We start from the raw sequence: 23682 nt of genomic DNA, 5'->3' as shown, positions 1-23682 counted from the left end.
AGCGAAAAATCGCACGGTCGGACAGAAATTTTCACGCACGATAAGAAATGCCCAAACAAAGGAGACAGTCCATGAGGATGTTGCGCTCGTTGCTGGTTGGTGCGGTTGTATCGTCAGCGTTGGTAGCAGGGGCCGCGCAAGCGGAGACTGTCAAGATTGCCTTCATCGATCCGCTGTCCGGCTTGATGGCATCTCTCGGAACGAATCAGTTGCACAGCTGGCAATACACGGCCGAATTCGCCAATGAGCATAACTGGGCAAACGGCACGAAGTTCGAGGTGGTGGGATTCGACAACAAGCTTTCACCGCAGGAAAGCCTGACCGTGCTGAGTCAGGCCGCCGACCAGGGCATTCGCTATATCGTGCAGGGTAATGGGTCGTCGGTAGGCCTCGCGCTGGAGGATGCGGTCGCCAAGTACAACTCGCGTAATCCGGGCAAGGAAATCGTCTATCTGAACTACGCCGCGGTGGATCCGGCCATGACCAACGCCCGCTGCGACTACTGGCACTTCCGCTTCGACGCGAACGCCGACATGAAGATGGATGCGCTCACCACGTTCCTCGCCCGCGACAAGGACATCAAGAAGGTCTACCTCATCAATCAGGACTACTCGTTTGGTCACGACGTCTCGCGCGTGGCGCGCGAGGACCTGAAGAACAAGCGCCCGGATATCGTGATCGTCGGCGACGATTTTCATCCGCTCGCGCGCGTGAAGGACTTCTCGCCTTACGCCACCAAGATCAAGGCATCCGGCGCCGATACGGTGATCACGGGCAACTGGGGCAGCGACCTCGCGCTGCTCGTCAAGGCCAGCAAGGACGCGGGCGTGACGTCCAACTTCTATACCTATTACGCAGGCACGACCGGCGTGCCGACGGCCATGGGCGCGTCCGGCGCCGACCACGTGAAATACGTGGGCGTGTTCGGCCCGAACACGGCGAACAACCCGCCGGTGGTTGGCCAGATCATCGAGGGATTCAAGAAGAAGTACAACGACGACTACTACCTGGCGACGGCCTATGCCGCCATCGAAATGTTGAGCAAGGCAATGAACGCAACGAAGTCGACCGATCCCGTCAAGGTGGCCAAGGCCCTGGAAGGCATGACGGTCGACGGCATGAACGGTCCGGTGACGATGCGCGCCGCCGATCACCAGGCGCAGCAGTCGCTCGTGATCGCGACATGGATCAAGGCGGACGGCAAAACGGTAAAGTACGACCAGGAGAACACCGGCTATGGCTGGCGCACCGACGTCCAGCTTGGGCCGACCGCGGCAACGCAGCCGACCACTTGCCAGATGAAGCGCCCGGGCTGAACGTGCTCTCGCTGCGACACTTCACAAGGATCATCGGGCAGTGGAATTCCTGACCATCTCTCTCTTGAACGGCATCGGCTATGGGCTGCTGCTGTTCATGCTCTCATCGGGCCTCACCTTGATTTTCAGCATGATGGGCGTGCTCAACTTCGCGCACGCCAGCTTTTACATGCTGGGGGCCTACTTCGCCTACACCATTGCCAGCAAGATGGGCTTCTGGCCTGCCCTGGTAGTGGCGCCCGTGCTCGTTGCCTGTGTCGGCGCGCTCGTCGAGCGTTTCGGCTTGCGTGCCGTGCACAAGTACGGGCACGTAGCGGAATTGCTGTTCACCTTCGGCCTGTCGTATCTGATCGTGGAGGGCGTCAAGCTGGTCTGGGGACTCGCCGCGGTGCCGTACGCCATTCCGCCCGAACTGAACGGGGCGCTGTTCAAGGTGTACACGTCGGAATTTCCGAAGTATCGCGCTTTCATGATGCTGATCTCGATCGCGATGCTCGCGGCGCTGTATCTCGTGTTGACGCGCACGCGCATCGGCCTCGTCATTCAGGCGTCGCTCACGCACCCGGAAATGGTCGAGGCGCTCGGCCACAACGTGCAGCGCGTGTTCATGCTGGTGTTCGGCGGCGGCGCCGCGCTGGCGGGCTTAGCCGGCGTGATCGGCGGCAACGCGTTCGTCACGTCGCCTTCGATGGCCGAGTCGGTGGGGACCATCGTATTCGTGATCGCCGTGGTGGGCGGCATGGGCTCGCTGCCGGGCGCGTTCATCGCGTCGCTGCTGATCGGCATCATGCAGACCTTCGCCGTCACGATCGATGCTTCGCTCTCCGATCTGCTCTCGCTTGCCGGCGTGACGGTGACGGACAGCACGGCGCTCTCGTCGCTGTGGCGCATGCCGGTATCGCAGGTCGCACCGATTCTGCCTTACCTGCTGATGGTGCTCATGATGATCCTGCGACCGCGCGGGTTGCTCGGCAAGCGGGAGGGCTGAACGATGAAACCGCTCATTCAGGCCAGCGCCGGTTCGGCCATGCAACGCCACGGACTGCGAACCGCGCATTCGCTGCGCTGGATCATTTGGGGCGCCACGGTGTTCGTGATGCTGGTGCTGCCGCTCGTGTTTTCCAGTGGCTTTGCCATCGCGCTGCTTTCGCAGATGGGCATCATGATTATCTTCGCGCTCTCGTACAACATGCTGCTCGGACAGACCGGCATGCTCTCGTTCGGGCACGCGGTGTACTCCGGGCTCGGCGCATTCGTGGCGGCGCATGTGCTCAACCAGATTGGCGCGAGCCATTTCCCGTTGCCCGTTTCGCTGCTGCCGCTGGTGGGCGGCTTCGGAGGCATGCTGTTCGGCGTGCTGTTCGGCTATGTGACCACGCGCAAGTCGGGCACTACCTTCGCGATGATCACGCTTGGCATCGGCGAGATGGTGGCGGCGAGTTCGCTCATGTTTCCAGGGTTCTTCGGCGGCGAAGGCGGGGTGCCGACCAATCGCACGGTTGGCCATGCGGTGCTCGGCATCACTTATGGACCGGCGATCCAGGTGTACTACCTGATCGCGGCGTGGTGCCTCGTGTCGATGATCGCCATGTACGCATGGACGCAGACGCCGCTCGGCCGCATTGCCAACGCCGTGCGCGACAATCCCGAGCGTGCGGAATTCGTCGGCTACAACACGCAGCGCGTGCGCTTTTTCGTGATGGTCCTTTCGGCGTTCTTCGCGGGCATTGCGGGCGGCCTCTCGGTGATCGACTTCGAGATCGTAACGGCGGAGAACGTCGGCGCTGCGCAGTCGGGTGGCGTGCTGCTGGCGACGTTCATCGGCGGCGGGGCGTTTTTCTTCGGGCCGATCATCGGCTCCATTCTGTTCGTGCTGTTTGCGGTGGCGTTGTCCAATCTCACGCCGGCATGGTTGCTGTACCTCGGCCTTTTCTTCGTGCTGGTGGTGATGTATGTGCCGGGCGGCGTGTCGAGCCTGCTGATGAAGCAGGTTCCTCTCATTGCGGCGCGCAAGCTGCACCGCATGATGCCTTCCTATGCGTCTGGGCTGGGCGCGGCGCTGATCCTGCTTGGCGCGCTCGTGCTGACGGTCGAACTCGTCTACAAGGTTCAGATCGATAGTGACAACGGTACGGCAATGGCGTTCTTCGGCCTGAACTTCGATGCCGCGTCGTGGAAGCCATGGGCCGTCGCGGCGGTGCTGTGGGCGTTGGGCGCGCAGGCGGGACGCCTCGCGGCCGCGCGGGTGCGCGACGCGTGGGATGGCGTGCAACGGGAAATCGCAGGGAGCAACGTATGACGGCCGCACTGGAGTTGCGCGAAGTCCGCAAGAATTTCGGGCGCACGGAGATCATTCGCGGCGTGGACCTGAATATCGCGAAGGGCGAACGGCATGCGCTGATCGGCCCCAACGGCGCGGGCAAGTCGACGACGTTCAACCTGATTTCGGGGCGCATGGCGCCGAGTTCCGGCACGGTAAAACTCAACGGCGTCGATATCGGCGGGCTGCCGCCATACAAGATCAACCGCATGGGGCTCTCGCGCAGCTTTCAGGTGACGAACATTTTTCATCGCCTTTCGGTGTTCGAGAATTTGCGTTGTTCCGTGCTGTGGTCGCTCGGCTACCGGTATTCGTTCTGGCATCGCCTCGAGCAATTGCGCGACGCGCGTGAGCGCGCCGAAGAAGTGCTCGAACTGATCGGCCTGCAGGGGCGGCATGACACGCTTGCCGGGCTGCTCACGTACGCGGAGCAGCGCGCGCTCGAAATCGGCATCACGATTGCGGGCGGCGCCGAAGTGATCCTGCTCGACGAACCCACGGCGGGCATGAGCCGCTCCGAGTCGGATCACGCGGTGGAACTGATTCGCCGGGTCACCATCGGCAAGACGCTGGTGATGGTCGAGCACGACATGAGCGTCGTCTTTGGCCTCGCCGACCGCATATCGGTGCTCGTGTACGGCGAGGTGATCGCCACGGACACGCCGCAAGCCATCCGTAACAACCGCCGCGTGAAGGAAGCCTATCTGGGCACCACGCTGGACGAACCCGAAGGTGCACATTGATGGCGGCCGCCAATTCCATGCTCGAAGTGCGCGGCCTGCATGCGTACTATGGCAAGAGCCATATCCTGCACGGTGTCGAGATGCAGGTGGGCGAGGGCGAGATCGTCGCCTTGCTTGGACGCAACGGCGTGGGCCGCTCGACATTGGCCAAAGCCATCATGGGGCTCGTGCGCTGCGAAGGGCAGATTCTGCTGCGCGGCGAGGAGGTGCGTGGGCTACGCACATTCGAGGTTGCGCACCGGGGCATAGGCTATGTGCCGGAAAACCGCGATATCTTCCCGACGCTCACCGTGCGGCAGAACCTGATGCTGGGCGAAAAGCGCAGCCGATCGGGCCAGAAGCGGCGCCAGAAGCCGCGCTGGCAGTTCGACGAGATGTACCGGATGTTCCCGCGCCTGAAGGAGCGCGAGGACACGCCTGCGGGCCTGCTCTCCGGCGGCGAGCAGCAGATGCTGACGCTGTGCCGCACGCTCATGGGCGACCCCGACCTCATCATCATCGACGAGCCGACTGAAGGGCTCGCACCGCTCGTCGTCGCGCAGGTGGGCGAGTACCTGAAGACGCTGAAGGCGCGCGGCATTTCGGTGCTGCTCGTCGAGCAGAAGCAGGCCATTGCGCTCGATATCTCGCAGCGCGTCTACGTCATGGGGCATGGCCAGATCGTGTTCGAGGGGACGCCGCAGCAGCTGAAAGCCGATGCGCGCGTCCGCCAGGAATGGCTGGAAGTGTAGGGCGCGCTTCGATCGGTTGCGCTGCGGCGGAAATTGCGCTCAGCGCGGGGGCAAGTTACCCGGCGAATAAGTCGGCTGCTGACCGGCAGCCCCAAAAAGATCCTCAGGTTGGCCGTTCATGCGCTGCCGTATGTTGTCGTTGACAACCATGCCTGCCGGGAAGGCTCGCGGCGCCACACCGGCGGCCAGCCAGACACGATCCTCTACCCATTCCCGGTGTCGCGGGCCCAATGGATCGGATTGGACGGCAACGGGAGGACGCAGCGCCAAGTGCAATCCCACGTCCGTATGCTGCAACCTGTCCGCGACCCAGAGCAGGGGGCCGTCGGAGAGGCCGTGATCGGGATAGCCGCCGCCGACATCGCAATGACCGCCGGGAAAAAGCGCTTGTGTCACGTTCGGGTTGGGATTCCACAAAGTCGGTTCGAACGGCCTGCGTTGCTCGTCGAGCGAGACCGCGTGCACGCCTAATCCAATTTTCGGGCTGAGAGTGAGATCGCAGAACCGGAACAGATCGATGGCGGAACCTTGATAGTAGATTGGGATGCCGAGCGAACCCACCGTATCCCAAACCGCCACGGCGGCGATTTTTGCGTCTACAAAGGAATTGGCGTCCAAAGGCTTCGGGTTGGAGAAGGCGGTGTGGATCGTCAAAAACTCCAGCACTCCGTCCGCTATCTTCTGGAATGTCGTATCCTGGCCGTGCCTCCATCGATACCAGGCCGCCACCGCGGTGTCATAACGATTCTGATCGTCGATGGCAGCGAGATCGGGCCGAAGCAGACCCTGTCCCGCAATCAGTCCCGCGAGGGCTCGCGCGGTGTACGCTCCGCGGCTGAATCCGACGATCACAATGCTGTCGCCCGCCTCGAAGTTGCGCGAAATGTAGGTATACCCGCGCGCGATGCGGGCGACGACACCGACGCCAAACGCGCCGCCCGCGACTTTATCGATCAGTTGCTGGGAATTTCCGACCCCGTGAATATATTTCGCGATTTGTACGGGGTTGCCGTCTGCGTCCGAAAGGGCCTTTTCCATCTCGATGCCACCCCAGTCGGTTCCTTCGGGCAGCATGGTTCCATCGAGCCACGCGAAAAGCTTGCATACGTTGGTCAGTTCGGGCTGACATCCCGCCTCAGCTTCGGGAGCGACTCCGTCGCCTTTTCCTGCCGGATCTTCGGGTCCGTTCCACGTACCGTCTGCGCAAAAGACTATCGTTTTGGACATCGCTAGCTCCTTACACGCAATTGAACCGCCACACGCTGCGAATCGACGTCACACTTGTTCGCAATCCTGAGTAACGTGTCGGGTGCTGCCTCCGCAAATGCGAAATCGCGTGCGATGCGCGTGCTGAACCTTAGATCTACAAATATAGCCTCTGCACCTCGGATTGCGAGGCGCAGGAATGTGCGATGGCGCACGTACGGCTGAGATCGGCAGGGCTCGCAGCGGCTGGATCAGCTGCTCTGACAACTTAAGTTTTACTTCGCGTCCACGTTAAGTTACCGCGAAATTTGCAGTCTTCCGCATGATAGTGGGTTTGAGGGGAGAGGGGCACCACGGAAAGTTTCCGCGAACTTTCCAAATGCAGCTGGTGTTTGGGGAATGAGCACTGGCACACATCCTGATTCAGGCAGGCCGCTCTGTAGGGGCGTCCGCGCGGGCGTATCTCGGCAGATGAGGGCCGCAGCGACCTGCTTGGTTGGAGGGCGCTTCTGGTGTCACCTCGAATAGGCGTCGGACCCGGCGAAAGGGTATCGGTCCAATGCTCGACGGTCAGCAGCAGTACCAAAATCGCTGCGAAAAAGACAGCCCGGTGAGGGGGCCATGCCTCGGGTCACAATCGAAGAGCACATACGAAGCGCCGGCGAAGCCTTAGGGTTCCCTAACCTTGCGGAATGCCGGCCCCTGTACCAATACTCTGCGTCAACCTCGCCCTGCTAACGCGCGACGGAGAGAGCCATGTCCATCCTGAACATCAAGCATATAGTCGTCGTGATGCTCGAAAACCGCTCGTTTGATACGATGCTCGGCGGCCTGTACGCGAGCGGCGGCAGCCACATGCATTTCTTGCCCAACTCCAGCGCAGAGCATCCATTCGACGGTCTCAAGGCAGGTCTCGGCAATCCGACGAGGGAGGGCGGCACCATACTCGCGACCACGCCGGCCTACACCGCGACGCTGCCGGACCCTGATCCGCAAGATACGTTCGTAAACGTGCGCGCTCAACTACTCGGCGACGCGGCAGGTGCCGCGCCCATGTCCGGCTTCGTGCAGAACTACGAGACGACCTCGACGACGGACGCGAGCCAGGTCATGCAGTGCCACAGCCCGGATCAGTTGAAGGTGCTTTCCACGCTCGCGCGCGAATACGCTGTCTCGGACGCCTGGTTCGCGAGCGTGCCGAGCCAGACCTGGCCCAACCGCGCGTTCGCCCACGCGGGAACGTCTAACGGGCATGTCGACAATGGCTCACCGCCCGACCCGTTCAACTGGCAGGTACGTACGATTTTCAACGTACTGGGCGACACGGGCGTGAGTTGGGCAGTTTACAGCGACGAGCTCGTTGCGCCGTCTCTCACGCTCACGATGTTCCCAACGTTATGGGATGCTAAATACAAGCCGAACTTCCAGCGCTTCAGCGATTTCGTCTCACACTGCCAGAACAACACGCTGCCGCAGTATTCGTTCATCGAGCCGCGCTTTTTGCTCGATCCGAACGATCAGCATCCCCCACACGACATTTATGCGGGCGAGCGCTTTCTCTACGACATCTGGGAGGCGGTGAGCACGTCGCCCGCGTGGCCCGAAACGTTGCTCGTTATCACCTACGACGGGCACGGCGGCACCTACGACCACGTGCTGCCGCCCGCCAACGCCGTGCCGCCCGATGCCGCGAGCTACCCTGGCGACGAAGACTTCAGCTTTGACAGCTTTGGCGTGCGCGTGCCAGCGGTCGTGGTTTCGCCTTACATCGCACCGGGTACCGTGTTCCGCTCGCCCAACGCCACGCCCTACGACCACACGTCGATTCTCGCCACGCTGCGCGACTGGCTCGACATCGCGCCTGCCGCCATGCTCGCAAGCAGGCGCGTTGAGGCGGCGCCCACGCTCGCCCAGGTGCTAACGCTCGACACGCCGCGTACTGACCTGCCGACAATCTCAGCGCCGCCTGCCTCCGGCTTCATTGCGACTAGTCTCGGCCGCCCGCTGAACGACCTCCAGAAGAGTCTCGTGAGCGGCACGGCACGGCGCTCGGGGCTCGACCCGGCGGCCACGCTCGGCGCGATGCACACACGCCAGCATGCGGTGGATTTCCTCAACAACCTGCTAGGGGGCAGGAGCCCAGACCCGCGAGACTACGAGCAGACAGCCGCCATCGGCGATGTACCGGGGACACAATCCGAGCATACGGCGGGTCTCCTCGACAACCCGCTGGAGGCTAGGCGTCGCGCCGTTCTAGACAACGATCGGACAACGATCATTGGAGATGCACTTGGGACGCAAACCGACGCGGAGGCCTTCGCCCGGATTGCAATCGACAAGAAAACAATCGCGCCTTTTGCTATCGGAATATTCGGAGACTGGGGTGCGGGAAAATCGTCCTTCATGGAGAGAATGGAGACACAAATCGACTTGCTGAAGTTGCTGAAGGGTGACGCATACACCAATGAGGCGGTTCAAATAAAATTCAATGCTTGGCATTACGTCGAGACAAATTTGTGGGCGAGCCTTGCGACTCATATTTTTAACAATCTTGAGGATCATTTGCGAAAAAAGGAAAACGGAGACATCCGAGCAAAGAAGTTATTTAGTAAACTCGCGACACCGCAGCGACTCAGAATGGAGAGCATCGAGCGCGTGAATGAGGCCCGCATACAGCTCGAGCGCGCGCAAGCAAGTCTCAAAGAAGTTCGTCACGAGACGGAGGCCGAGGGTGGCGCTGGAAGTCGAGGCATCAGCGCAGGAAAACTTGCTGGTGTCGCCGTCGACGCGCTTGCAAGGGGTATGACGCCAGAACAGCAAAATGAGCTGCTACAGGCAGCGGACGACCTGGGGCTACCAGCCGATATTGCATCGGTCAGGCAGTTGATGACGGAGGCGCAGAGAACACGCACGTTGCTCAGCCGCAACGTGCTCGTTCTCAAGTCGATAGCTAAGCTCCGGCTAGGCCCTCGTCAAATCCTTGTCTGGGCAGCAGTCGTCCTTGGCTTCATGATCTTGGGATCTTGGGCCGCCGGAGAGTTGGTAAGAATATTGGATTGGCAACTCGCGAAAAAAGCTGCAAACGTAGTCGGGGGGATGATTGCGACTGCACTTGGTTTTTTTACTGCACTCAACTCGATAGCGAAAAAAACAGCGGAGGCCACTGCGAAGTTAGGAGAAGTAGCAAAGCGAATACAACGCGAGATAGCTTCGGATACGGCGGAGGACGGAGCGGCAAGACGAGAGAGGGTAGCTGTAGCAGAACGAGTGGTCGCATCCGCCGAGGAAGCGCTTTTGATCGCAAAACAAGATTTCCAGCGTACGTCCCCGCATGCGCTTCTTAACGAATTCATTTGCGAGAAAGCGAGCGGCGAAGATTACTCACGGTACCTAGGGTTGGTTGCCACGATACGAAGAGACTTCGATCAGCTAAGTCAAATTATGTGCCGTTCTGACGTGCAAACTGTGCCGTTGGACCACTATGAGAAGGAAACCATCGCGCGATATAGCGACGTGTTAGAACGCGAGGGTCTGCGACTGGAAGAATCCGCACCTACTGGAGAACTTCGGTACTTTGACAGGATTATCCTTTACATTGATGACCTCGACCGGTGCAGGCCTGACAAAGTTGCAGAGGTTCTCCAAGCGATTCACCTTCTGCTGGCATTTCCGTTATTCGTGGTCGTGGTCGCGGTGGATTACCGCTGGGTGTCTAGCGCCCTTCGAGCTTACTATAGGGGGCAATTGGCTACCGAGCCGTTCACTAGCCAGAACAATGAAGATTCTGGTGGGTATATCCGCCGCCGAGATATCGTCGCTGAGCCCGACGATTACATTGAGAAGATTTTTCAAATTCCCTACTGGGTGAGGCCCGTCGACAACCTCGCTGGAGCAGCACTCCTCGAAGCCTACACCAGGGACGACATTCCAACGGAACCGTCGGCCCCGTCGCTATCAAAAGGTTCCACCCAATCTGGTTCCGGTATCGGTTCAGGCGACGCCCCTCTCCCTGAGTTACCTCCCGATGAGCCAGTTCCGGCGCAACCCACCGGCTTTGGTCCTCAGCCTAAAATCGAATCACAAGGTCCCAGCCCTCGCCCTGGAAGTGCACGCGATGAAAGCGTCGCAAGCACGCTAAGTGGTAACGACGTTCCAACAATGCGAATTGAGGAACGGGTGGTCTTGCAACGCAGCGAAATAGACTTCATGAAAGAAGTCGCGTTTATAGCTGGCAACACGCCCCGTCGATTGAAACGGTTCGCCAATAGTTATAGGGTAATTAAGGCAACTCTCTGGAATTCCACGCCAAGCGACTGGTTGTCCGCTGCGCAGCCTGGCGGTCCGGCACCGCACTACAAGGCAGTTCTGCTTCAATTGGCGTTCGTCACTGGATACGCCGCATCGTTTGAGCAATATGCAGTTGAACAGGCAATTGCTTCAGAAGAAGATCTCGGAATACTCTCTCTAATAGAGCGACTCGAAAAGGGGCTATTTCAGGGGAGTCCCGGTGCAACGGATTTCAGTCGTGGTCTTAAGCTCCTTGTTCCGGAACACGACAGTAGTTCTACGTTGGTAAGAATGGCTTTGTACGCGCCATTTGTTGCCCGATTTTCCTTCTGCAATCCAAATCGAATCAGAACGTATTCCCTCGAAGCGAAGTCTCGTTGAGTGTGCCTGCCGCCATGACATGTGGCTCGTGTCCTCCGGTATTATTGGCTCCAGACCGCTCTCGCTTCGCAGTGATCTCCCACGAAACTACAAACGCCGGAGGCAAAATTGGTGTTGTTCGATTTGTTGCGTACTTGTGAGGCTAATTTTTCCGTCGCGAAGTCTAAGGTGCACTTGGCAAGATTTAACCAACACGAACACCCCCTCGACGTCTTTCTCGAGGGTAATTTCGATGAATGGCAAAACTGGCAGCGAAATCGAAATTTTGGACGCGAGTACGTTGTTTCTTTGGTTCAGGCAAACAGCCCGACGCGTTGGCTTTTCGTCGGCTTGTTCCAAGTCCATGGTTGCGAAGAGCGTGTAGAGGACGCACAACCCCACTACGTATATAACATGACCCGTGTCGAGGCTGCCGAAGAATTTGTGGGACGTCTATACCTCGCCAGCGAGTATAAGCAGCGAAATTCGTACCCGCGCGGTGAAACTCTCGCCGATGATCTACTCATTTCCGAGCTGCTTCGCGAACGCCTGAGCATCAGCTTGTTTCCAGGCTACAAAAATGTGCAGTTGACAAAAAGGCAACTAGATATCGTCGTGCGGCAAAATGTCGAATCGTGGAAGGCGGCACTTTCTAGTGTGAAGGGCATCTATCTCATTACCGACGCCAAGACCGGCAAGCTATACGTCGGGAAGGCGGACGGCGAAGAGGGTATTTGGGGGCGGTGGTGTATTTACGCGGCGACGACGCATGGCCACAACGTTGCCCTAAAAAGGGAATTCGGCATCGAGGCGGGCCCTGACCGGGCTGCCGATCTCAGATTCTCGATACTGGAAATTGCCGACCTGCACACGATGAAGGACGACATCGCCAAACGGGAAAACCATTGGAAGGAGATTCTTATGACGCGCCCCTTCGGATACAACCGCAATTGACCTGTTATAAGCTCAGCCGCGCTGGCCGAATGCAGCCTAATGGCATCGGCGGCGTGAGCACGACGAAGTTTGATTGCGTTCTGCACGTTTCAGAAACCGGATCCTCGTGTGGATAGGTCAGGCTTTTTGAGCTGAAGCATTTGTATCGATTGCGCATCGGGCTTGCCTGTCGCCGGCAAGCCCCAAGCGCGCTGAAATTCCATCAGAGCACCTCGGGTAAGGGGGCCGAAGAATCCATCTACCGGTCCCGGGTCGAAGCCAGCTCGACGGAGAGCCTCCTGCATTTGCTGCGTCGGGTTCGCCTTTCCGAACGGCTGCCCTGTGCCTCTAGCAGAGTCTTCCTGTACACGGTTCGGTGATTCACTCAGCTCGCCAACGATCTTCAAAACGCCGGGAACCATTTCATCAATTACCGCCTTCGAAACCTCCTTGACGCGAAGCTTGAACGACCGCTCGGTATTATTTCCTTCCCCTAGCTGCGTATAACGCCAGCCAAGGGCGTTGACCGAAAACCCGCTCTGCGTGCTCGACCACTGCACCGGCACGATCAGCGCGACGGCGAGTGCCACGCCCGACACGCCTTTCCATAGCGGGTCTTCGATCAAGCCGCGCCACAACAGCATCTCGTATGCTGCGTTCGTGCGTGCTTCAATCTCGCGGAAAGAGACATCCAATCCCGCCTCAAGCACGAAGTCCTCAATCAAGCGAGCTTGGGCTTCGAACGGGAGTGGTGAAACGGACCAGCCAGAAAACGAAGATAAATTCTGCTGCACAGTCCTTCGCAACGAGCGATTCAGGGCCTCAAGAATCTGGCGATCCGAAGTTTCGGGGCGATTCTCCATGACATAGGCCACGGCGCCCGCCCATAGATAAGTCTCTTTTGCGGTGGCAGTGACGAACCTCGAACCAATCGGACCGCGATCCATGGAAGGGAAGCTCGCCGGTGACGTGAAGACTGCAATTGCTATCTCGGTTGGAGAGAGCGAGTCGTACATCGCATAGAGCGCTTGTTCGCTCTGGTCTCGCCAGATGCCTTCAGATCCTTCAGTGGCTGCGAGGTTTGTGGTGTTTTGTATGCTCATAAACTCGAGCAGTTTGGCGAATTCAGCCTGTTGCCGCCGGGATATCTCAAGCAGTGAATGAATTTCACTCATACGCTCCCTTTCGAACATATGCTGTTCATCCTTCATGCGGTAGAAGAAGTTGCGGCCCCTGCGGACTGCGAGGGCAACCATGACCGCGATGACTATGACCACGACAGCCAGTACAATCTGCGATGTCGATTCGACGAGGCGCAGTGCGAGCTCGGGATTCGGTGTCGACTCCCGAGCCGTGAGAACGCCGGGAGACTCGAGGTAGACTCTGGTCATTGAATCGTGAAGGACCATTTCCACTCCTCATATTTGAGTTGGTTTCTCGGTGAAATCAGATCCAAGCGATACGTAGTTCTAGAAGATAGTACATCGCCTGTCACTCGCCTAAGTTCCATCAACGGATGGCGCGAACTGAAGCCACTCCGGCAGGTGGCCCTCGACCTTACTCAATTCGTTAAGAACGCGGCTTCGCTGCGCCCCGCCATTTTCTAAGCCAAAGCATCTCATTGCGTTCTCGTAAAGAAACGCGTTCAGATCAAGAACGATCCCGCGTAGATTTCTGACTAAGATGGTCGGATAGCGGTCCCATCGCGGAACCTGAGACAGCATGTCCCAGTCGGTTCCAAACATCAGTCTCTTGGAGAGGTCAACATTCTTCGAAAACGCGGTCCTAAGGCGTTCTTTCGCGACGTCGCATTTATCGTGCGGGAGGCTACAGTCCAACATCTGGTCCCAAAACGCGAGATCGCCGAAAAGCCGTTTACCTTGGGGCGACGCCATCATTACCGCGAACCGCTCCGGCCAATTGTTCGGTGCAGTCATTGACGCGCTTTCGCCTCCGCCAAAATGCGCAAGCGAGCCTATGACTGGTGGTGTCGTGCCGATCCTGTTGAGTAGCGCCTTCCAGCCGTCCGGACCACCAAACGTGTCGCTGCCGGCATCTCGCCCGTTGGATTCTGCCGAATGTGCCATCACAGGAACATTGTTTTTCGCGCACCACGAGAACATCTGCAACAACTTCTCATCTAGCGCATCCAATGGGGGATGGCGTTCGCTAGTTGGGTAATGCAACGAGCCATTGCCGTAGGGAAAAAATCCAGTTGGTGGATAAATCTTTACGCCGATGAACCCGTGATTCAGCACCGCGTCTTGCACCAACTTGAATGACGCATCCTTCTCTGCGATGTCGGTCCATGGGTTGTAGGCCACAATGGGCAGCATATAGCCGCCACTGAGTTTGGAAAGAAGGGCGTGTAGCTCCATCTGCTCGGCCTGAGACGACGTGCCCGCAATGTTGAGCCAGCGGTCGAAGTTGACAAATGAGGCAAACATCGCATCGATGCCGAACGCGTTATTGTTCTCTGTGTAGAAGCGCGCGTAATCCCTCAGATTCATCCAGCGGTAGGACAGCATGTGGCCGACGAGTTCGAATGTGCCATCGGGATCGAAGCGCGGAATGACCCCGGGGATGCCGGCAGTGAATCGGTCATATTCCCTGATCCTTCTCGCGGGATCTATCGCATTCAATACAGTCTTTTCATCGAAAGTCGTTGGTCCCGGGATGGGCGTGGCCTGCTTGGGCGGTTCGCGTTTTGACTCTGCCTTTTGCGACTGTTCGTAGAATTCGCGTTTGAGCTTCTTGTATAGATCTATAAGGCCGTCATGTTTGGTCATTGCCTGCGCGATATCTCGGGCAATAGAGTCGCGTTTACCACTTGCGAACCCGTCCATCTCCTTGGCGATATTTACATCGCTCATTCCTCTCATTTTTTCGGCAATCTCACGCAAAAAGCCCAGCTCTTTCGCAGCAGAGATTTCTATGTTCTGGAGTTCTCCGGCGACCAACGCCATGCCATCAATAAAGCGCTCAATATCGCCGACAAATTTATGTCCAACATCCTTTCTGATGAAACCGACGACGTCTATGTCACTCGCGTTGAAGATATGTGCGTGGACGTCGATGCAAAACCCTGTGGGCTTGCCGCCTCGGTTGATCTTCAGCGGTTTGAGGATGGGGTGGATCTTCTGTTCGGTCGGAGGAGGCGGGGCTGAGGATGCGCTTGCACCGCCGAGCGTGGCGAAAGCTACGGTCGAGACACTCGGCAACGCCAAGCCCGCGATTATTCGAAGTGCTTGGCGTCTTCCCGCAAGCGAAAAGGAGGCGTTAGATATGCTTCGAGGATGTATGGATAGTCGATCTGTCGCCTTTCGTATGTATGCTTTCATTTTCCCCTCAATTCATCGACTCTCTGTCTTGGTTTCAGTATGCGTGGGCTGGCATGCTTTGAATGTGTGAAAGCGAACAGACGAAAGGCCCCATACCGGGGCATCGAAGCGCTTTATCGGAGTTCGAAGGAGGGCAGTCAGGCAGGGTACGAAAGACCGACGCGCCACTCTGGGCAATAGGTGTGAACGAATGCTACCTCCCGCAATGATTCGGATGGAGCGAACTCACTCGCCCGAATACTCGAACCGCTTACACTAAAACAGAAAATCATCTGAGCTGTCTTGAGAAAACATTGAGTACTCCAGCTAGACTATATGAAGCTGCTTTCTGTCAGGATGCCAACTTCGTCGGAGTAGTCGTAACTTGGGCTAGGCCGTTTCCGAGGGCCGTTCCAAAGCTCATCCAGTGCTGACACTCTTTTCCACGCGTCCGCGCGCCTGCGCCTGATATAGACGACGAGTTGCTCCGCTTCCTGTAATAGGTGGCAGTGTGCACAATTCCTAATGTGCTCGTTGTCGCGGGTTTTATAGTCCATCAAATGCCCGAATATGTTGTCATCGTTCATCACGGATTTATATCGCGGGGCTAGCTCAATCGCTCTTTGGGCAAGCTCGTTGTTGTCGATGTCGATATAGTCGAATTGCTTGAGCAAGCTATCGATAAGCTTGTCGAATTCCCAAACGATTTCGAAGAAGCCGGGCTTTTCTAGTTTTATTTTAGGCATGTGTGAGTAGGAAGCTATTGGGTGTATGAGGTGTAGCCAATGGTTTTATCGTCGACGTCAATGCGATTGCAGATGGCTTCGCTTATGGAGACGTAAGAGCTTTCTGGAAAGAGAGTGGCGCTTCGCCTTCATAGCGCATGTCAAAATGCTCGAGTACATCCACGGACGGGGCTTGGGCGGTGGCCGTTTTCCATGCACTAGTCTCTTCCTGAGGTCTTCCTCGAGCGCTGGTCCCTTCGTCGGACCGACGCTGGGGACGGTCATTTCGTCGGATTTGACACATGGTCCGGTTACGGGCGAGTGAGCACGAAGGTTATCGAACTCGACGCTCAACGCTGTACAGGCGTGACGGAAAGCGGGCGTCGTTACCATCTCCTCGGTCCGGGCGGCTATGATTCCGACGCCGAATACGTGTGGAGCGTCCGCCGACGCGACTCCGGTGCGATATGTCAGCGACGGAGCCCAGGCGAATTTGATGCCGAGAGGCCGTGAATGGAGACTCGGCGATTTTCGAGACTGGACCAGCTCTCGAAAGAATGTGTAGTCACTTGCGCTGCGCTTTTTTGCTAGATAAAGACATTAAATAGGACACGGAACTAGCATACGAGCGACTGACTGTGGCATAGTTCCGGAAATCGTTCCAACATGAGATTACTATGGCGACTCTCGAACAAATTCAGGCAAGAATCGCGAAGCTCCAGGCACAAGCTGCGGCGGTAGTGGCGAAGCAGAGTTCCAGTGTTCTCGAGAAGATCCGTGATTTAATGAATAAGCACGGAATCAGTACCGCTGACATCGATGCGCATATCGGTGGCCGACGCGGTCGCAAGTCAGTGGCCAAGGCGGTCGATAAACGAGGTGCGGTCGCTGCAAAGTATGTTGACCCGAAAACCGGAGCATCGTGGTCGGGGCGTGGGCGAGCGCCTGCGTGGATTGCTGGAGCAAAGGATCGGACGAAGTTTCTGGTCGAAAGTGGGAAGTCGGTAGCTCAATCTGAAGTCAAGGTTGGGGCAAGGCCCGGAAATTATCCGCGTGGCCCGCAACCCGCGATGTATCGCGACCCGAAGACCGGCGCAACGTGGAGCGGGCGAGGCCGGGCTCCGGCATGGCTTGCGGATGCAAAGGACCGCACAAAATTTTTGATTGGGGAAGAAGCGGCAACGACGGCAACCGGTTCAAGAGGCGCTAAAGCAGAACCAGCCAAAAAGGCCGGAGTGAAAAAGCCCGCAGTGAAGCGGGGCGCTGCGAAGAAGGCGGCCGCCAAGCGTGGCGCGGTGGCGAGAAAGGTCGTTCGTGCCAAGACTCCCGGCGCTAAAGTTGAGGCGCAAGTTCTCGTCGTCGAGAAGGCGGCGGCAAAGAAGTCCACGGCGAAGAAAGCTGCAGCCCGGAAGGCACCAGCTAGGAAGGCGCGGGCAAAGAAGGTAGCGGCGGAAGCGGTCGCGCCGGTAGCGGCAGTGGAACAATCGAGCGCTGCGTCGATGGGATCGCTCTAGCAGTAACTACCCGTGAGCAAGAATTTGCGACGCGGAAGTATAAAGGCCGCCGCGCTGAAAGGCTCCTGAGTGAGCTTTTGGCGCAGCGGCTTTTTTGTGCTTTAAGGCCGGGAGCCGTGGGGGAGAATCAACAGCTCTAGCCGCCTCGGAGCGCTGGCGATCTGGCATCGAAGCCTCTTCTACGCAAACAACTCGCCTTCTCAAATGGCTGGGGTCATACAACTATCCGGCTCTTCCCAAAGCCCGTAGCTCGTCCACCGTCACCAGTTGTGAGACCTGATGTGGTCTCGACTCTGCTGCTTTGCTTCCTGTGAGTTTTATTCGTATGATAATTTAACGCCTTTGGGCGTGGTGCCGGTATGAACTCGCCCGCAGGAATCGTTATAACTATCGAAAAGCTATATGAAGCATCTTAAGGGTTCGGGGCGTCTCCGGAAGCCGGAGAGAAAAAAGGCGGAGTTTAGAGACCTCTTAAACTACTACAGAGACGTGCTGGATGCCGTAATTAAGACGAGCGTTGTCTTGCTCCCGGTCTCAGCGCTCCAGGTATATGCGTATTTGCGCTTGATCGGACATACCGAACTATTCGCATCGGCTGCGCTTTCCGCTGCTGGCTTGTCGGCGCTGCTTCAGGCGACGCTCCTCACGTGGGGAGCGTTCATCATTTGTACCGTTGCACCGTCAGTGCTCTTAACATGCTTCTTCACCGATTCAAAATCGGACGGGGAAGGCGGCGGACTATGGAAGCTTGCTGGATTGACGTCCTTCGTGTGGGCAATTTTCTACAGCGCGTGTCTGGGCTTCTTTGGCTTCAGTGGAGGCATTCCTGGGCTTTGGTTGATGTTTTGGTGTGTGCTTGCGGCATCTGGTATCGCATCGTTTGCGATGGCGCTGTGGAGCCCGAGCTGGCTCCGAGTGCTTAACCATTCGTTGCGGATGCCGGGACACGCACACACCACCGTAGTGCCCAAGTGGCTGGACTGCCCGGATATCGTGCCGCTCTGGAAGTTCTTGCGACGCCGTCGAATAGGGAAAAGCCTTGCCGTCGCGGCGGGTACCGTGGTAGCTGGCCTCTACTCGCTTTTTCCAATCTGGACCGTCTATGCGTTGGCGGATGCTTACGCCCTTCCAGAAAAGGGCTGGGGAGCCGCAGCCCTTGCGCTTTGTGTCGTGCTTGTGGGTATTCTTCCCGGGCTCGTCTATTTAAGAAATCGCGCTTCCGGGGCTGCGGGTACGAGGGCGTTCAAGCACGCGGGAATCGCGGTAGGCTTCGTTCTAGCCGCCATGACGGTCAGTGGATTTTTGGTTCAGGGGCTGAACGTTGGCACCATGAGGGCCATGGGCATCGTCGACCCCAATCTTCGAACATACGAGATCACGAAGCCTGACGAGGTTCAGATGTACAAGATGCTTCTCTATAGGCCGCATTCTGATAAGCAAGATAATCTTGTTAGTGCATCGATCGCCTTCCAGTTCGGCGAAGTTAGATTCGTTTGCCCCAACAAACTCGATTTCCCACGCGGCTGGGCGCGTCACAGTGAGGGGCAGCCCGCAATGATCAACACGACTGGATGTGTGAACTCCTCGAAGGGTGAGTTGAGGATCGTCGATCTGGAATCTAGCGGCCGATAACGTTCTCGTGGTGGGACTTCGCCGTTTAGCGGCAGGACTCCTCAGCCTTACCAAGCGTTGCACGGCAGACGGAGGCTGATGGTGAGACCGTTCGCATCCACGAGAACGGTCTGCACGGGCAATTTGTACCTTCAAACCAACGGTCACGGCAGACTGGTCGGGTCACGGTTTTTTAAACCTAACAGCCCTACCACTTGTGTCGCATGCCAATGACGGCCGAGACTTGTGTCTTCGTGCTCGACGGAGAAAGCGAATAAATCTGTGCGAATCGTGCGTCGCCTGCTGCCTTCTGATAGATCCCGACGAGGAAGAGGTCGGTCCTCTTGCTGACAAGATAGTCGACACCGGCGTTCACCTGATGCCATTTCGGATCGTCGTTTTGCGGATGGTACGAGCCCGTCGTAAAGATGTAGGCTGCGCCGAGCAAGACGTTTGGGCGCACAAAATCGGTCAAGGAAATTTCGCCGTTTTGCAGTGACAGCCGAGAAGTGTCGAGGTATTGGAACATGACGTTCGTATAGAGCAGCGAGACACTCGCAGTACCGAACGCGTAGGCGCCACCTGCGCCAAACATCCGTTGCTTGCTCACGCCGGATCCTGTTGCGGGATTGGTGATGAACGGGGACGAGAATCCATAGTCGTTGACAACTGCTCCGTTGGTATTGTTCGAGTCATTGGGATTGTTGACCTGCAGATAGGCTGCCCCAAGTGTTAGCGCCCCGTTCGCATACTGTGCTGCGGCGCTATAGGCATTGTTATCCGAGAAGCCTCCTGCCTTGTTAGAAAAGCCGTAAAGTCCTTCAACCTGAAGTCCCCGGTAGTTAATGCTTTTGTACTGGACCGCGTTGTTTATGCGGAATGTGTCGAACACGTTGTCGCTGTCCCCGATATGTGCGCCGTATGCCGCAAACTGGCATGCCGATTCAAAGATACAGAGTGTTACCGCTTCATCGTATTGACGCCCGAGCGTCAAAGTACCGTATGAATTCGACGACACGCCGACGAACGCCTGCCGTCCGAACATGCGCCCGCCTTGCGAAAGCGTTCCGTTGGCGATGCTGTACCCGTTCTCCAGTATGAAGATGGCCTTTAGACCACCGCCGAGGTCCTCGACCCCTTTCATGCCCCAGCGTGGCGTTTGCATGGGTCCGCTCGCGAATTGCCACGTTGAGTGGCCATGGTGGTCGGAGCCGACCTGGTTGTTCGTGTAGACGATGCCGGTCGAAATCAGTCCGTAGAGGGTCACGCTGGATTGGGCAGAGGCGGCCTGGCAGGCGAAGGCGGTCGCGGCAAGAAGGAAGAGACGGCGATTCATGATTCCATTGAGTAGTTATTTTGCATCGGGATGAATGATTCGCTCGCATATCGGAAGGACTGCGAATCGAACGTCTGATGAAGCGAAAGCTTGTTGCGTCGAGGTCGCCCGCCGGTTTGCCAGTTAGTGACCGAACGCGAGTCCAACGCGATGTGAGGCAAGTCACGCCGGTCGGCGTGAGAGCTGTTCGTGATAAATACTTCGTCGCTCGGTATTTGAATACACCGGGCGCTTGCACGGCCAACCCCGTCGGCGAACTGATTCTTGCGGATCAAAATTCTCGCGGTCTAGCATTGATTTTGGCTACCAGCGAGCGAAATTTTCGAGTGGTGTCCTTCCTTTGGTGCGCGATTTGCGCACGGTGCATCTCGAATTTCAGATTCCCTTCAGAATCTTGAGTGAGCGAATTCTGGCATCACGCGTCGCAAAAATTGATGCTTGCGGGGACACTTTTGGCTATCGAGAATTCATTCCGCCGGCAGCACTCGGACAAAAGACAAGACCGGCGTCCTGAACCCCCGAAGGATCACCGGAGATGGAGATGTCAGCAATTGAAAATACCGAGCGCCGTCGTTTGCTACGTATGACCGTCGCAGCTGGTGGTGTCGTCGCAGCAGGTGCGCTGCTTTCGGTACGCGCTTTCGCTGGTAGCAGAGTAACGGTCAATATGCAGCTCGGATGGATCCCAGGCGGCAATCAGATCGCCGAGGTTACGGCGAAGCGACTCGGGTACTACGAGCAGGAAGGCATCGATTTTCACATTCAACCGGGTGGCCCGAACATTGATGGCGTGGCCATCGTTGCGTCCGGGCGCTTCGAGGCAGGCGAGATTTCATCGAGTCCGTCCATCATGCTGGCCGTCTCTCAAGGCCTGCCGATAAAGTGCATCGCCGTCGGACTCCAGCAACATCCTTACACGTTCTTTTCTCTTAAGAGGAAGCCAATCCGCACGCCGCACGACATGATCGGCAAGCGCATCGGCATCCAGGCAACTGGCATGGTCTTGCTTAAGGCGCTACTTGCCAAAAACAGCATTCCAGAGAGCCAGGTCGACATTGTGCCAATTGGAGCCGACATGATGCCGCTGTTGAGCGGACAGGTCGATGCGGTGACGGGCTGGCAAACGAATACCTCGGCACTCAAGCCGCTCGGCACCGAACGCGTCGACCTGCGACTGTGGGACGCTGGAGTGCACCTCTACGCACTGCCGTACTACACGACGAGCGTGACACTCAGGGAGCATCCCGACACCGTCACACGCTTCCTGAGGGCGACCGCACGCGGTTGGATTTACGCGAACGCTCATCGTGACGAAGCGGTCCGCCTGCTCGTCGAGGAATATCCGAACTTGAACTACGTCGATGAGCGGGTTTCCGTCGATTCGCTCATGGGCTATGCGTTCAACCAGACCACGCAGGCACATGGATGGGGCGCGATGGACGCGAAGGTCTGGGAAGAGCAGATCTCGATGTATGGCCAACTCGGTCAGTTTGTGGCGCAACAGCCCAAGGTCGAGGACGTCATGACACTGGACGTTCTGGACGCTACCCGGCCATCTCGACTCCTGGTGTAATTCATGAATGCTGCCACTCTCAATCCGCCTCGAGCGGAACAAACCGGCTCGTCCTTAGCGGAGCCTCAATTCGCTGATTCATCGATCAGCTGCCGCAATATCAGCGTGCGCTTCTTCACGGATCGCCACAGTGTCACTGCAATCGAGGGCTTGAGTCTGGACGTCGGAGCGGGCGAATTTCTCACCCTGCTTGGACCTTCTGGCTGCGGGAAGTCGACGCTGTTGCGGGTCGTCGCGGACCTCATCAAGCCGAGCCGTGGCGACATCTGCGTGCTCGGCGCGGCGCCCCAGGTCGCGCGCGGGCGCCGCGACATTGGCTTCGTGTTTCAGGACGCCGCGCTACTACCTTGGCGAACGGCTCTTCAGAATGTTGAGTTGCCGTTGGAAATCGGAGGCGGCAAGTCGCGAGCCGGTCGCGCGACGCCACGCGAGTTGCTCGAACTAGTCGGCCTGAAGGGGCGCGAAGACGCGTACCCGCATGAGATGTCCGGTGGGATGCGCCAGCGGGTCGCGATCGCGCGCGCGCTCGTCAGCGACCCGAAGGTGCTGCTGATGGACGAGCCGTTCGGTGCGCTCGACGAGATTACCCGCGACCGCCTCAACGAGGAACTGCGCCGGGTCTGGAAGGAGTTGAACCTGACTACGCTGTTCGTTACGCACAGCATCTATGAAGCGGCCTTTCTCGGTCAACGCGTGCTGATGCTCGCGGCCAACCCCGGCCGTGTGAGGGAGATCGTGCCGGTGACGTTGCCGGAAGACCGTACGCTCGAAATCCGCGAAACCCCTGAGTTCGTTGAACTCGCTGCCCATTTGCGGCGTGTACTGGAGACCTGCTAATGGCTACGTCCGAGATCCAGCTGAATCTGTCGTCCCAGGACGCGGACCACGAAGCGCAGGCATTCCTTGCCCAGCGCCGCCGGCGGATATGGCACTCGCGCAGTCTGCCCGCTCTGGGCGTCGCGGGCCTGCTGTTTGCCTGGTGGGCCGTGGTAGCCGGGTTTCATGTGAAGCCCTTTATCGCGCCGTCGCCATGGCTCGTCCTGCAAACGCTGTTCAGCAAGCATGACGTGCTGTTGCAGAACATGTTGCCGACCACCATTGAGGCGGTCGGGGGCTTCCTGCTCGGCAACGCGGTGGCGATCCTGTTGGCGACACTGTTTGTCCACAACAAGACGTTGCGCGAGATCTTCTATCCGGTGGCTGTGATGATCAACTCGATTCCCGTGGTCGCAAAGGCACCGATTCTGGTGCTGATCATGGGCAATGGCCTTGAGCCGAAAATCACGATCGCGGCGATTGTCTGTTTCTTCCCGACGCTCGTGAACATGGTGCGGGGGCTCGAGGCGGCCAATCCGCAGGCGATGGAGCTCATGCAGATCCTTTCGGCGAGTAAGTGGGAAATTTTCTTCAAACTGCGCCTCTACGCTTCGCTCCCATATCTGTTTTCGGCGCTACGCATCGCCGCATCGATGTCGGTGATCGGCGCCGTGGTTGGCGAATGGATCGGCGCGACGCAAGGCATCGGCGCGATGATCATCCAGGCGACCTACAACTTCGATTCGGCTCTGCTCTATACGGCAATCATCATGAGCGCCGTTCTGTCGGGCCTGTTCTTTCTCGTGATCGCGGTGCTCGAACGCTGGCTCGTCAAATGGCAGCCTGAAAGCGCGCATTGAGCCCGAGCAAAACCCACTTCTGACAGGAGAC

17 protein-coding genes and 1 pseudogene are annotated in these 23682 nt (G+C 57.9%); 13 read left to right on the top strand and 5 right to left on the bottom strand.

All coding sequences use genetic code 11. From position 1 onward, the window contains the following. Positions 1-71: 71 nt before the first annotated feature. Genes L0U83_RS23140 through L0U83_RS23120 form a run of 5 tightly spaced genes read left to right on the top strand, consistent with a single transcriptional unit; the run spans position 72 to position 5110 of the window. Positions 72-1316 (top strand): branched-chain amino acid ABC transporter substrate-binding protein, encoded by a 1245-nt coding sequence (locus L0U83_RS23140; RefSeq protein WP_233886417.1) that lies wholly within the window; start codon positions 72-74, stop codon positions 1314-1316. Positions 1317-1356: 40 nt separating this feature from the next. Continuing rightward, complete coding sequence (locus tag L0U83_RS23135) at positions 1357-2304, top strand: branched-chain amino acid ABC transporter permease (protein ID WP_233886416.1); 948 nt, start codon at positions 1357-1359, stop codon at positions 2302-2304. 39 nt (positions 2305-2343) lie between these two features. Further along, positions 2344-3615, top strand: a complete 1272-nt coding sequence (locus tag L0U83_RS23130; RefSeq protein WP_233886614.1) for a branched-chain amino acid ABC transporter permease — start codon at positions 2344-2346, stop codon at positions 3613-3615. Beyond that, a complete protein-coding gene (locus tag L0U83_RS23125; RefSeq protein ID WP_233886415.1) occupies positions 3612-4379 on the top strand; it encodes an ABC transporter ATP-binding protein in 768 nt (255 codons plus the stop codon). Before L0U83_RS23130 ends, L0U83_RS23125 begins: the two co-directional genes overlap by 4 nt. Beyond that, positions 4379-5110 (top strand): ABC transporter ATP-binding protein, encoded by a 732-nt coding sequence (locus L0U83_RS23120; protein ID WP_233886414.1) that lies wholly within the window; start codon positions 4379-4381, stop codon positions 5108-5110. The genes L0U83_RS23125 and L0U83_RS23120 overlap by 1 nt, the downstream gene beginning before the upstream one ends. Before the next feature lie 39 nt (positions 5111-5149). On the opposite strand, the gene L0U83_RS23115 is transcribed toward L0U83_RS23120, so the two are convergent. Next, on the bottom strand, positions 5150-6337 hold the full coding sequence (locus L0U83_RS23115) for a T6SS phospholipase effector Tle1-like catalytic domain-containing protein (protein ID WP_233886413.1): 1188 nt from the start codon (positions 6335-6337) through the stop codon (positions 5150-5152). Positions 6338-7072: 735 nt separating this feature from the next. On the opposite strand from L0U83_RS23115, the pseudogene L0U83_RS23110 reads away from it, so the two are divergent. From L0U83_RS23110 to L0U83_RS23100, 3 genes and pseudogenes are all read left to right on the top strand, one after another. After that, positions 7073-8428: pseudogene (locus L0U83_RS23110) on the top strand (alkaline phosphatase family protein); the annotation flags it as partial. After that, the gene (locus L0U83_RS23105) at positions 8420-10984 is read left to right on the top strand and encodes a P-loop NTPase fold protein (RefSeq protein WP_233886613.1); all 2565 of its coding nucleotides are present in this window, start codon (positions 8420-8422) and stop codon (positions 10982-10984) included. The pseudogene L0U83_RS23110 and the gene L0U83_RS23105, both read left to right, overlap by 9 nt. 108 nt (positions 10985-11092) lie before the next feature. Beyond that, positions 11093-11917, top strand: coding sequence for a GIY-YIG nuclease family protein (locus L0U83_RS23100; RefSeq protein WP_233886412.1), 825 nt, complete (start codon positions 11093-11095; stop codon positions 11915-11917). 89 nt (positions 11918-12006) lie between these two features. Here the strand turns inward: L0U83_RS23100 and L0U83_RS23095 are convergent, their stop codons facing one another. The 3 genes from L0U83_RS23095 to L0U83_RS23085 form a co-directional block, all read right to left on the bottom strand. After that, positions 12007-13305: a peptidoglycan-binding domain-containing protein gene (locus L0U83_RS23095; protein ID WP_233886411.1), complete on the bottom strand. Its 1299-nt coding sequence runs from the start codon at positions 13303-13305 to the stop codon at positions 12007-12009. Between the two features lie 90 nt (positions 13306-13395). Beyond that, complete coding sequence (locus tag L0U83_RS23090) at positions 13396-15123, bottom strand: amidohydrolase family protein (RefSeq protein WP_233886410.1); 1728 nt, start codon at positions 15121-15123, stop codon at positions 13396-13398. A 425-nt stretch (positions 15124-15548) separates the two neighbouring features. After that, entirely contained in the window at positions 15549-15962 is a 414-nt protein-coding gene (locus L0U83_RS23085; protein WP_233886409.1) for a hypothetical protein, read from the bottom strand. 656 nt (positions 15963-16618) lie between these two features. On the opposite strand from L0U83_RS23085, the gene L0U83_RS23080 reads away from it, so the two are divergent. After that, on the top strand, positions 16619-17455 hold the full coding sequence (locus L0U83_RS23080; protein WP_233886408.1) for an H-NS family nucleoid-associated regulatory protein: 837 nt from the start codon (positions 16619-16621) through the stop codon (positions 17453-17455). Between the two features lie 402 nt (positions 17456-17857). Then, positions 17858-19087 carry a hypothetical protein gene (locus tag L0U83_RS23075; RefSeq protein ID WP_233886407.1) on the top strand — a complete coding sequence of 410 codons (1230 nt, stop codon included), beginning with the start codon at positions 17858-17860 and terminating at the stop codon, positions 19085-19087. A 187-nt stretch (positions 19088-19274) separates the two neighbouring features. Here the strand turns inward: L0U83_RS23075 and L0U83_RS23070 are convergent, their stop codons facing one another. Further along, complete coding sequence (locus L0U83_RS23070; protein ID WP_233886406.1) at positions 19275-20402, bottom strand: porin; 1128 nt, start codon at positions 20400-20402, stop codon at positions 19275-19277. Between the two features lie 541 nt (positions 20403-20943). Between L0U83_RS23070 and L0U83_RS23065 the strand changes: the two genes are divergently transcribed. The 3 genes from L0U83_RS23065 (at position 20944) to L0U83_RS23055 (ending at position 23651) form a co-directional block, all read left to right on the top strand. Further along, entirely contained in the window at positions 20944-21975 is a 1032-nt protein-coding gene (locus L0U83_RS23065) for an ABC transporter substrate-binding protein (protein WP_233886405.1), read from the top strand. Positions 21976-22125: 150 nt separating this feature from the next. Further along, positions 22126-22812, top strand: coding sequence for an ABC transporter ATP-binding protein (locus tag L0U83_RS23060; RefSeq protein ID WP_233886404.1), 687 nt, complete (start codon positions 22126-22128; stop codon positions 22810-22812). Further along, positions 22812-23651, top strand: coding sequence for an ABC transporter permease (locus tag L0U83_RS23055; RefSeq protein ID WP_233886403.1), 840 nt, complete (start codon positions 22812-22814; stop codon positions 23649-23651). Before L0U83_RS23060 ends, L0U83_RS23055 begins: the two co-directional genes overlap by 1 nt. Positions 23652-23682 lie beyond the last annotated feature (31 nt).

This window comes from Paraburkholderia flagellata, from assembly GCF_021390645.1.
In the GTDB taxonomy this organism is placed as follows: domain Bacteria; phylum Pseudomonadota; class Gammaproteobacteria; order Burkholderiales; family Burkholderiaceae; genus Paraburkholderia; species Paraburkholderia flagellata.
This window is presented reverse-complemented; position numbering and strand designations above follow the sequence as displayed.

Coding starts and splice junctions, on each gene's coding strand:
- L0U83_RS23075 (WP_233886407.1), top strand. CDS start 17,858: ATGAAGCATCTTAAGGGTTCGGGGCGTCTCCGGAAGCCGGAGAGAAAA.
- L0U83_RS23140 (WP_233886417.1), top strand. CDS start 72: ATGAGGATGTTGCGCTCGTTGCTGGTTGGTGCGGTTGTATCGTCAGCG.
- L0U83_RS23065 (WP_233886405.1), top strand. CDS start 20,944: ATGTCAGCAATTGAAAATACCGAGCGCCGTCGTTTGCTACGTATGACC.
- L0U83_RS23120 (WP_233886414.1), top strand. CDS start 4,379: ATGGCGGCCGCCAATTCCATGCTCGAAGTGCGCGGCCTGCATGCGTAC.
- L0U83_RS23095 (WP_233886411.1), bottom strand. CDS start 13,305: ATGGTCCTTCACGATTCAATGACCAGAGTCTACCTCGAGTCTCCCGGC.
- L0U83_RS23125 (WP_233886415.1), top strand. CDS start 3,612: ATGACGGCCGCACTGGAGTTGCGCGAAGTCCGCAAGAATTTCGGGCGC.
- L0U83_RS23055 (WP_233886403.1), top strand. CDS start 22,812: ATGGCTACGTCCGAGATCCAGCTGAATCTGTCGTCCCAGGACGCGGAC.
- L0U83_RS23080 (WP_233886408.1), top strand. CDS start 16,619: ATGGCGACTCTCGAACAAATTCAGGCAAGAATCGCGAAGCTCCAGGCA.
- L0U83_RS23130 (WP_233886614.1), top strand. CDS start 2,344: ATGCAACGCCACGGACTGCGAACCGCGCATTCGCTGCGCTGGATCATT.
- L0U83_RS23085 (WP_233886409.1), bottom strand. CDS start 15,962: ATGCCTAAAATAAAACTAGAAAAGCCCGGCTTCTTCGAAATCGTTTGG.
- L0U83_RS23115 (WP_233886413.1), bottom strand. CDS start 6,337: ATGTCCAAAACGATAGTCTTTTGCGCAGACGGTACGTGGAACGGACCC.
- L0U83_RS23070 (WP_233886406.1), bottom strand. CDS start 20,402: ATGAATCGCCGTCTCTTCCTTCTTGCCGCGACCGCCTTCGCCTGCCAG.